This is a genomic window from Deltaproteobacteria bacterium (genome assembly GCA_003696105.1).
GTDB lineage: Bacteria > Myxococcota_A > Polyangia > Haliangiales > J016 > J016.
In genome coordinates this window covers 1-9,132 of the sequence record RFGE01000160.1, presented here as the reverse complement: position 1 = coordinate 9,132, position 9,132 = coordinate 1, and the positions used below count along the sequence as shown (strand labels likewise).

The 9,132-nt window shown below is 70.9% G+C and carries 9 protein-coding genes; 5 read left to right on the top strand and 4 right to left on the bottom strand.

Annotation, left to right across the window (positions count from 1 at the left end):
* Window positions 1-115 precede the first annotated feature (115 nt).
* Together D6689_10775 and D6689_10770 are read right to left on the bottom strand one after the other, a co-directional pair.
* Window positions 116-766, bottom strand: coding sequence for a hypothetical protein (locus tag D6689_10775; GenBank protein ID RMH41566.1), 651 nt, complete (start codon window positions 764-766; stop codon window positions 116-118).
* A 2-nt stretch (window positions 767-768) separates the two neighbouring features.
* Window positions 769-1,449, bottom strand: a complete 681-nt coding sequence (locus D6689_10770; GenBank protein RMH41565.1) for a TetR/AcrR family transcriptional regulator — start codon at window positions 1,447-1,449, stop codon at window positions 769-771.
* 279 nt (window positions 1,450-1,728) lie between these two features.
* Between D6689_10770 and D6689_10765 the strand changes: the two genes are divergently transcribed.
* The 4 genes from D6689_10765 (at window position 1,729) to D6689_10750 (ending at window position 5,147) form a co-directional block, all read left to right on the top strand.
* Entirely contained in the window at window positions 1,729-2,034 is a 306-nt protein-coding gene (locus tag D6689_10765) for a hypothetical protein (GenBank protein ID RMH41564.1), read from the top strand.
* Complete coding sequence (locus D6689_10760; GenBank protein RMH41563.1) at window positions 1,932-3,635, top strand: hypothetical protein; 1,704 nt, start codon at window positions 1,932-1,934, stop codon at window positions 3,633-3,635. The genes D6689_10765 and D6689_10760 overlap by 103 nt, the downstream gene beginning before the upstream one ends.
* Before the next feature lie 55 nt (window positions 3,636-3,690).
* Window positions 3,691-4,602 carry an enoyl-[acyl-carrier-protein] reductase gene (locus D6689_10755; GenBank protein RMH41567.1) on the top strand — a complete coding sequence of 304 codons (912 nt, stop codon included), beginning with the start codon at window positions 3,691-3,693 and terminating at the stop codon, window positions 4,600-4,602.
* Window positions 4,603-4,967: 365 nt separating this feature from the next.
* Window positions 4,968-5,147 (top strand): hypothetical protein, encoded by a 180-nt coding sequence (locus D6689_10750; protein RMH41562.1) that lies wholly within the window; start codon window positions 4,968-4,970, stop codon window positions 5,145-5,147.
* 184 nt (window positions 5,148-5,331) lie between these two features.
* Here the strand turns inward: D6689_10750 and D6689_10745 are convergent, their stop codons facing one another.
* Window positions 5,332-5,946 (bottom strand): cyclic nucleotide-binding domain-containing protein, encoded by a 615-nt coding sequence (locus tag D6689_10745; protein ID RMH41561.1) that lies wholly within the window; start codon window positions 5,944-5,946, stop codon window positions 5,332-5,334.
* Between the two features lie 28 nt (window positions 5,947-5,974).
* Here D6689_10745 and D6689_10740 point away from each other — a divergent pair, with 28 nt between their 5' ends.
* A complete protein-coding gene (locus D6689_10740; protein RMH41560.1) occupies window positions 5,975-7,072 on the top strand; it encodes a tryptophan 2,3-dioxygenase in 1,098 nt (365 codons plus the stop codon).
* Window positions 7,073-7,082: 10 nt separating this feature from the next.
* Here the strand turns inward: D6689_10740 and D6689_10735 are convergent, their stop codons facing one another.
* Window positions 7,083-8,966: a DUF393 domain-containing protein gene (locus D6689_10735; GenBank protein RMH41559.1), complete on the bottom strand. Its 1,884-nt coding sequence runs from the start codon at window positions 8,964-8,966 to the stop codon at window positions 7,083-7,085.
* Window positions 8,967-9,132: the final 166 nt, after the last annotated feature.

Here is a 9,132-nt window from a genome sequence, read left to right as displayed (position 1 = left end):
TGCGCGCGCGCGACGGACGGCCGAAACAAAATCGGCGCCGGCCCGCGTGGGTTGGGTAGAGGGGTTGACCGGGTAAAGGCGCGGGCCGGCGCCGGAGGGGGGATAGGTTGGCTGGTCAGTCGACGACGGGCTGGCTCGCGGCGCGCACGTCCATCGCGAAGTCGGTCAGCTCGACCGCCGCGAAGTCCCAGATCGTGCCGTCGACGGCGCTCGTGAGGTCGGCGCGGACGGTGCCGTCGTCGGCCAGCTCGGCGCGCACCTCGAGTTCAGCGCCGCGAATCCGCTGGGTGGCCAGCGGCAGGTGATCACCGTCGTCGTCGAGCAGCGCCCAATCCATCAGGATGTCGACGCGGCCGACGCCGCGGGCGGAGCGGCCATCCGGCGCCCACTGCGGCTCGATCGCCATCTGGGTGCCGAGGCGCAGCTTTACGTCGGTGAGCACGAGCGGTTCATCCGGCAACACGACGCCGGGCTCGATGGTGATGTCCGACAGATCGACGCGCACGTCCTCGACGACCAGCAGGCCGTCGGTGCTCGCGCGCAGGACGGTGTCGCCGCCGCGGACGGTCGGCTGCACGCAGGGCAGCGGTCGGCCGGCGCGGTCGTAGGCGGCGACGCCGACGAAGCTCGGATCGGCGATCGCGAGCCGCTCGCGCGTGCCGAGGCGCTCGTACAAGGACACGCGTGCGGCCTCGTCGGCCGACTCGAAGGAACACCCGGCGAGGGCGAGGCCGGCGGCGACAAGCAGCGGGAGTGAAATGCGCATGGTCAGTCTCCTGTCTCGGTGACAGCGGGGGGAAGCGGCCGGACGGCCGCATCGATGAAGTCGAGGATCGCGGCGAGACGCTCGCGATCGAGTTCCTCGGTGGACTTGTCGGTCCAGCCGAACTTGTGCGCCCATTCGTCGCGCGACATGTGCCACGACACGCACAGGTCGATGATCGTGATGAGCAGGTGGGCGGAGTCGATGTTCGCGCGAATGCGGCCTGCGGCCTTGGCCTGGTCGAGCCGCTGCACCGCCGCCCGGAAGAACAGGCGAGTGAACTCGAGCTGCGCGAGTTCGAGCGCGAGGCGCCGCATGGCGAGGGTCCAGCTCAGCAGGCGCACCAACTCCGGGTGCCGCGACAGGAACCAGAAGAAGCTCTCGGTCGCGTCGCGCAGGCTCAGCGCGTCGAAGTCGGGCTTTTGCAGGAGTTCGAGCTGGGACCGGGTGTACTCGTTGAGCGGCTGAGCCAGCACCTGGTCGAACAGCGATTCCTTGGTCTTGAAGTAGTGGTAGATGAGACCGCGGTTGACGCCGGCCTCCCGCGAGATGTCGTCGAGGCTCGTTCCGTTGAGCCCGCAGCGGGTAAACAGGGCCGTGGCGGCCCGCAGGATCGCGGCGCGGGTGCGCTCCGGGTCGCGGCGCGTCGACCGGCGCTCCTTCTTATGGCTCCGCTTCGCGGCCACGTGTTCTTGTTAGTCATTCGACCAACAAGATGCAAGAGAAAAACTGGTCAAACAGCCAATAAAAACAATAAGACGTTGATATTATTTCTTGTTTTTTAAATATGAATGTTGGTCATATTGTTAATGATTCGGCCGATCCGATCGTTCTGCGCCGCTGCGAGCGGCGGTGAGCGCCTCGAGCTGGCCGTCCGGGAGGGTCGGCGGTAGGGTGCGCGCGTCCGGGCGCGGAGGGCGCAGGACGTGACAGGACGCAGGAGGAACCGATGAAGACACCGCTGTGTGCCATCGCCGCGGCGCTCGGGATCGCGAGCGGGTGCGCGCCGTCGCGGCCCTCGACCGGCGGCGATGCCGGCCCCGGCGGACCGGACGGTTCGCCCGACCCGTGCACCGCCGGCGAGACCCGGTGCGTCGGCGACCTGTACCAGGTCTGCGACGACGGCCGGTTCACCGACGCGCAGCGGTGCAATGCAGGCGACGTGTGCGTGCGCGACCTCGGCTGCGCCGCGTGCGACCCGGCGGTGTCGCGGTTCTGCGCCGGCGATGACGTGTACGCGTGCAACCCGGACGGCACGGTCGGCGAGCTGATCGAGGAGTGCGCGTTCGAGTCGTGCAGCGGCGGCGTGTGCACCGACCCGTGCGCCGCGGCGGAAGCGGCGCGCAGCTACATCGGCTGCGAGTTCTGGCCGGTGGACCTTGATAACGCGGTCGAGGTGCTCGGCCCTCCGGTGAGCCTGCTGCCCGGATTGCCGGGCAACTGCGACCTGACGGCGCCGGGGGCGGTCGCCGTCTCGATCGAACACTGCTATCAGCCGGCCAATGGCACGGCCGCGGCGCAGAGCTTCGGCCTGTGCGAGGACGACGGCAGCTGCCCCGGCGGCGGAACGTGTCAGGTCGCGGAGACGTGCGTCCTCGACGCGCAGGGGTCGCCGTTCGCCATCGTCGTGTCCAACCCCGACGCCTCCGCGCCGGTGACCGTGACGATCGAGAACGCGACCGGCATGAGCCGTTCGGTGGACGTCGCGCCCGGCGCGGTGCAGGCGATCTACCCCGGCCAGCTCGGATTCCCCGACCAATCGGTCGACCGCACCAGCCAGGCCGCGCGCGCGTTCAAGCTCACGTCGTCGCGCCCGGTGGTCGCGTACCAGTTCAACCCGCTCGACAACGAGAACGTGTTCTCCAACGACGGCTCGCTGCTCATACCGCGCCACGCCTACGATGCGAAGTACTACGCGGTCACGGTGCCGACGCTCACGCGGCGCCCGCAGACCAACGACTACAACGGCTACGTGACGATCGTGGCGTGGCAGGCCACCGAGGTGGCGGTCACGCCCACCGCCGACGTGCGCGCCGCCAACGGCATCGCCGCGATTCCGGCCGGGACCACGCGCACGTTCACGCTGCAACCGTTCGACGTGGTCAACCTCGAGGCCGCGCCGGACGGCGACCTCACCGGGACGCTGATCGAGTCGGTCGACGGCAACACGTTCGGCGTGTTCGTCGGACACGAGGCCACGCTGCTGCAGGATCCGGCCAACGCCGCGACGCCGCGCTGCTGTGCCGACCACATCGAGGAGCAGCTGTTCCCCGCGTCCGCGTGGGGCAAGGAGTACGCCGTCGCGATCAGCAAGCAGCGCAACGGCGAGCGCGACATGCTGCGCATCGTCGCGCAGCGCGACGGCACGACGGTGACGTTCGATCCCGCGCCGGCGTCCGGCAGCTGCGGCACCCTGGCCGCCGGACAGTTCTGCGAGGTGTTCGTCGCCGCGGACACGCTCGTGAGGTCGCCGGAGCCGATCCTGGTCGCCCACTATTTGTTGTCCGTGATCGAGGCCAATCCGCTCACCGGCACGTCCACGGGCAACGGAGACCCGGCGATCGCGATCGCGATCCCGTACGAACAGTATCGCGACCGCTATACCTTCCTGATCCCCCAGCAGTACGACGAGCAGTACATCTCGCTGGTGGTGCCGGCGGGCGGTACGGCCGCGCTCGACGGCGCGGACGTCACCGGCCAGTTGGCGCCGTTTGCCGGTGGCGCGTTCCTGGCGGGCCGCATCGCCGTCGCGCCCGGCCAACACCGGCTCGAATGTCCGGCCACCTGCGGCTTCGAGGCCTACGGGTACTCGGACGCGGTGTCGTACCTGTTTGCCGGCGGGCTGGACCTCGAGCAGATCGTCGTCGACTGAGCGGCCGGCCGCAGGCGGATTGACCGCGACCGCACCGGCGGGCAAGATGCGCGCCATGCTCGGTATCGATCTGAACGGCAAGCGCGCGTTCGTCGCCGGCGTCGCCGACGACGGCGGTTTCGGGTTCGCGATCGCCAAGGCGTTGGCCGAGGCGGGCGCGTCGATCTGCGTCGGGACGTGGCCGCCCGCGTACACGATCTTCACGACGCTGCTCGAGCGCGGCAAGCTCGATGCGTCGCGCAGGCTGTCGGACGGCCGCATGCTCGAGTTCGAGCGGATCTACGCGCTCGACGCCGAGTACGACACGCTCGATCAGATTCCGGCCGACGTGCGCGAGTCCAAGCGCTACCGCGATCACGACGACCCGAGCATTCAGGGGGTGGCCGACCGCGCGCGCGCCGACTTCGGCACCGACCAGCCGTTCGACATCGTCGTCCACTCGCTCGCCAACGGTCCGGAGGTCAAAAAGCCGCTGCTCGAGACCTCGCGCGCGGGCTACCTCGCGGCGGTCGGTGCGAGCGCGTACTCGTTCGTGTCGATGGTTCAGCGGTTCGGCCCGCTGGTGCGGCCGCCCGGCGCGTTCCTGGCGCTCACGTACATGGCGTCCGAGCGGGCGATTCCCGGTTACGGCGGCGGCATGTCGTCCGCCAAGGCGGCTCTCGAGTCCGACACGCGCACGCTCGCATACGAGGCCGGCCGCAAGTGGGGGCATCGCATCAACGTGATCTCGGCGGGACCGTACGCGTCGCGGGCGGCGTCGGCGATCGGCTTCATCCAGGAGATGATCGACTATACGTCGCGCAACGCGCCGCTGCCCGAGCCGATCACCGGCGCCGATGTCGGTCACACGGCGGCGTTCTTGTGCAGCCCGCTGGCCGGCGCGATCACGGGCGCGACGGTCTACGTGGACAAGGGCTACCACGCGATGGGCATGGCGGTCGATCGCGAGGGCCCGCGGCCGGCGTAGGCCGGCGACGGACGCGCGGCGGCGCGACGGGCGAGTCGCGACCGCGCGCGTTCGCGGCGCCGGGGCGGCGCGTGCGGGACGGCGCGTGCGGGACGCCGGCGCCGGGACGGCGCGTGCGGGACGGCGGGTGCGGGACGGCGCGTGCGGCCGCCGGCGCCGGGGCGGCGCGTGCGGGGCGGCGCCGGGACGGCGCGTGCGGGGCGGCGCCGGGGCGTCGCCGGGACGGCGCGTGCGGGACGGCCCGGGCTTCCGCACGCGCCGGCGATGGGGCGTCGCCGGGCCGGGCGGGGCCTGCGGCCACCACGGCGCCGGCTGCCGGCGTCGCCGCGGCGCGGACTTGGCGGGAAAGTTGCCCGGCACGCGGCTTGCTCGTAGATCCGATCGCGATGCGCCGGCTTCCCTCCGCGCTGATCCCGACCCGCCCGCGGCGGCTCGCCTTCGCGCCGCGGCTGGAACGGGAGCTGGCAGCGCCGACCCACCGGGCGCTATGGCACGCGTTCGCGCTCATGGCCGCGGCGGTGGCGATCGCGTGGTTCGCGCGCTAGCGGGCTGAGGGTATCGGCGTGCCAGCGAGGTTGCGAGATGCGAGGCGAGGTTCGGCGCACGCCCGCAGCGCGCGAGGGCGCGTACTCACATACGGGACCGAAGGGCGGGAGGACGTACGCCGAAGATCGCCCGCAGATCGCGACCGCAGCCAGCGGCTACGCGCTACAGCCTCCTGCGGGGCGCTCACACCGCGCCGGGCGCGCCGGCGCGCGCGTCGAGGTTGCGCAGCAGCCGCTCGGTCACCAGCCGGATCAAGAAGAAGCCGAAGTCGGGGTGTTGGAAGAACAGCTGGCGGACGCCGTCGGTCGTGAGCGAATAGACCACCGTCTGCCCCTCGCACACCGCCGTCGCCGTGCGCCGGTTGTCGGGCGACACGACGCCGATCTCGCCGAGCACGTCGCCGGGGCCGAGCCGATGGCCCAGCTCGTCGAGCCGGACGCCGCCGGACTCGATCAGGAACATGCGGTCCGACGGCTCGCCGGCGCGAAACAACACGTCGCCGTCGGCGTGGCGCTCCTTGCGCATGAACGGCAGCAGCGCGCTCGGCTGAAAGGAGCCGCCGGCGGCCTGCGCGGCGCGCACGACCAGCGCGCGCATCTGCGCGAGCCGCCACACGTTGACCGGCAGCATGAGCACCTGCATCGCGAGCATCGGGTACAGACCGGCGCTGGCCGCGTACGCGATCATCGCCGCGTTGGCGGTGATCCCCGCGATCCGCAGCGGGATCATCGTCTTCATCCAAAACGTCTGCAGCATCAGGAACGAGCCGACGTAGCCGACGTATTCGTGCCACGGCATGACTGCGATTGTAGTAGGTTCGCCGCCGATGGCGGGACCGACCTACTGGGACTACCTCAAGCTCGACCAGTTGCTCGCGCTGCAGGGGGGCGTGGAGGGCGACGAGTCGCGGCTCGTCACCGACGAGTTGCACTTCATCGTCGTCCATCAGGTGTACGAGCTGTGGTTCAAGCTCATGCTCAGCGAGTTGCGCCTCGCGCGCGACCACCTCGCGAAGCCGAGCGTCCCCGAGGAGCAGGTGCCGCACGTCGTCCACCACCTCGGCCGCGTCAGTGCGATCGCGCGGATGGCGATCGATCAGTTCGGCGTGATGGAGACGCTCACGCCGCAGGACTTCCTCGCGTTCCGCGACAAGTTGGTGCCGGCCAGCGGCTTTCAGTCGTTTCAGATGCGCGAGCTGGAAATCCTGCTCGGCCTCGAGGACGACCAACGCGAGCGGCTCGCGGGTACGGCCGTGCTCGACTACATCGCGGCGCTGGCGGAGTCGTCGCCGGCCGGCGCGTTCGCGTGGGGCCGCATTCAGGCGGCGCGAAACGAGACGACGGTCAAGGCCGCCCTGCGCGAGTGGCTGTACCGCACGCCCGTGCAGGGATCGTCGCCCGGCGACGACGGCGACGACGCGGTCGTCGAGCGATTCCTCGCCGACTACCTGGCCGCGATGGAGCGGTATCACGACGACAAGGTCGACCGGTTCGCGTCGGTGCCGGGGGCCGACCCGGAGGCGGTCCGGACCCGCCTGCGACACAGCGCCGATCAGGCGCGCGCGTTCTTGACGGCGCAGGACGTACCGGCGCCGGACCGCGCGCGCGCGCGGCGCATCCGCGCCGGCGTGCTGTTCATCGAGTCGTACCGCGAGTTGCCGTTGCTCGCCTGGCCGCGGCTGTTGATCGACTCGATCGTCGACCTCGAGGAGCAACTCGTGCTGTTCCGGTCGCGCCACGCCCGCATGGTCGAGCGGATCATCGGCCGGCGCGTGGGCACCGGCGGGTCGGCGGGCGTCGACTACCTCGACGCGACCGCGCGCTACCGCGTGTTCGACGAGCTGTGGGCGGTGCGGTCCATCCTGTTGCCGAAGCAGGCGCTGCCGCCGCTTCGCCGCGCCGAGCGCTACGGGTTCGCGTCGTGACGCGACCGCGTCACGGTGCGCCGCGCGCGTAGACCGGGCAGTACGGGCGCGGTCGCGCGCGCCGCCACCACCCGGGTTCGCCGGGCGGCGCGAACGTGTAGTCGTAGACGGTCGTGCGCAGGTAGCGCGGCGGATCGTCGCCGAACGGGTCGTGGGCGAGCAGGCGGCGCACTTCCGGGCGGGCTTCGAACAGGCGGCGGATGAACCCGGAGAACCAGCGCGCGCGCGCACAGCCGCGCAGCGCCGCGAACCACATCTGCCAGTCGAGCCGGGGCATGTGCAGGCCTGCGAACCGCGGCGCGCGCGCCGGGTCGCCGGGTTTGTAGCGGAACTCGTAGGCGTGCCAGCTCGCGCCGTCGCGGCTGCCCTCGACGATGATCTCCGGGCGCGATTCGGTCATGTCCTGAAACAGGCCGTAGTCGTTGATCGAAAAAAACGGGTAGACGACGTCGGCGAGCCGGCGGCCGAAGCGGTCGGCCGGGTCGAGCCGGTTGGCGAACCGCACGGCGCCGATCAGCGTGATCGGCACCGCCAGCGCGACCGCGAGCCGCCGCGTCCATCGGCGCGGCGGCGGCGGCGCGGCGTGCGCGGGGTCGGGCGCGCGCGCGCGAAGGCGCGCCGGCAGCCGCGCGCGGATCGCGGCGTCGTCGAAACACCACAGCGCGACCGCGCACGCCAGCAGGTTGAAGAACCCGTAGTTGCCGGTGAGGCCGATCGCGAGCATCAGCCCGATTGTGCCGATGCCGAACGCCATGCGCGGCCGGCGCGGGCCGAACGCGAACAGCGGCAAGACCAGCTCGATCGCGAACACGACCACGAGGGCGGCGGCGTGGAGCCAGTGCGGCGCGAAGTGCGCCCAATACGACGTCGGCGCGGGCAGCGGCTGCGTGAAGAAGTGCACGTCGAGGGCGCGCAACGACTTCCACGCGTTGCCGTGCTCCATGAGCTTGACCAGGCCGGACAGCATCATGAGCTTGAACAGCAGCACGCGGAACAACCACACGCCCGCGCGCGACGGCTCGGGATCGCGCGCGAGGCCCGGGCGCAGCCGCCATGGCGCGACGAACATCGCGCACAGCAGCGTCTCGATCAGAAGTGCGTCCCACTGGTAGTGAAAGAAGATGCCGCCGACCTGGACGAGCGACAGGTACAGCAGCCACGCCGCCGCGACCATCGCGCCGGGCGCGATGTCGAGCGCGAGCAAGACGCCGGCGACCATGCCGGCCACCGCGAACCCGGTGAGCGCGCCATCGCTCGCGGACAGCCACGCGAGGGTGGGCGCCTCGACGAAGCGCGCCAGCGGCCCCCACCCCTGGCCGTCGGCGTAGCGACGCACGGCGGCCATGAACTCGGCGGCGGGCGAGATGCCGCCGCTGAGGAACAGGCCGTCCATTTGTACGTACATCGACCAGAACGCGACGAACACGATGGCGCCGAGCAACCGCAGAAACAGCCAGCGCGTGACGCGGTAGCGACTCGGCAGCAGACTCGGCCCGATCAGCCAGCGCGACAGCCGCGACATCAGCGGCCGGTGGTTGGCGACGAACTGGTAGCCGAGGTCGCTGGCGGCGGCGAATCCGGGCAGTCGCCGGTAGCACCAGTGCAGCGCGCCGCCGCCGGGGCGCAGCGCGAGCGCCCGGTAGATCGCCTCGGCGCCGGTGAAGACGCGGCCGTCCGGTTCGATCAAGTGGACGGCCGCGCGAAAGCTGTCGACCGGGATGTCGGGGAAGCGATCGGCGACGCGCTGGTACGGCGCGGTGTCGAGGCGGCCGCCGACCTGGTGCGCGATGCGCTCGGCGGAGCGCCGGCAGAAGCCGCAGTCGCCGTCCCACACCAACAGGGGCCGCTCGGCCGGCGGATGGGCCGTGCGCGCGCGCGTATCGGCGCCCGTCACGCGGCAATTGTACGCCGCGGCGCGCCGCAGCGGCGCTCAGCGGGTAACTTGGAGAGTGATATTAACCAATAAAATACAGTATATTATGTTGATTGATTTCTGTTATGGTGAGTGATATTTTTCCTTCGTGACCGGCGCCGCCACGCCGCGCAAGCCGCACGCCGAC

Excerpts from the sequence above, each read along its gene's own strand:
- D6689_10775 (RMH41566.1), bottom strand. The coding sequence starts at position 766 with ATGCGCATTTCACTCCCGCTGCTTGTCGCCGCCGGCCTCGCCCTCGCC.
- D6689_10755 (RMH41567.1), top strand. The coding sequence starts at position 3,691 with ATGCTCGGTATCGATCTGAACGGCAAGCGCGCGTTCGTCGCCGGCGTC.
- D6689_10745 (RMH41561.1), bottom strand. The coding sequence starts at position 5,946 with ATGCCGTGGCACGAATACGTCGGCTACGTCGGCTCGTTCCTGATGCTG.
- D6689_10740 (RMH41560.1), top strand. The coding sequence starts at position 5,975 with ATGGCGGGACCGACCTACTGGGACTACCTCAAGCTCGACCAGTTGCTC.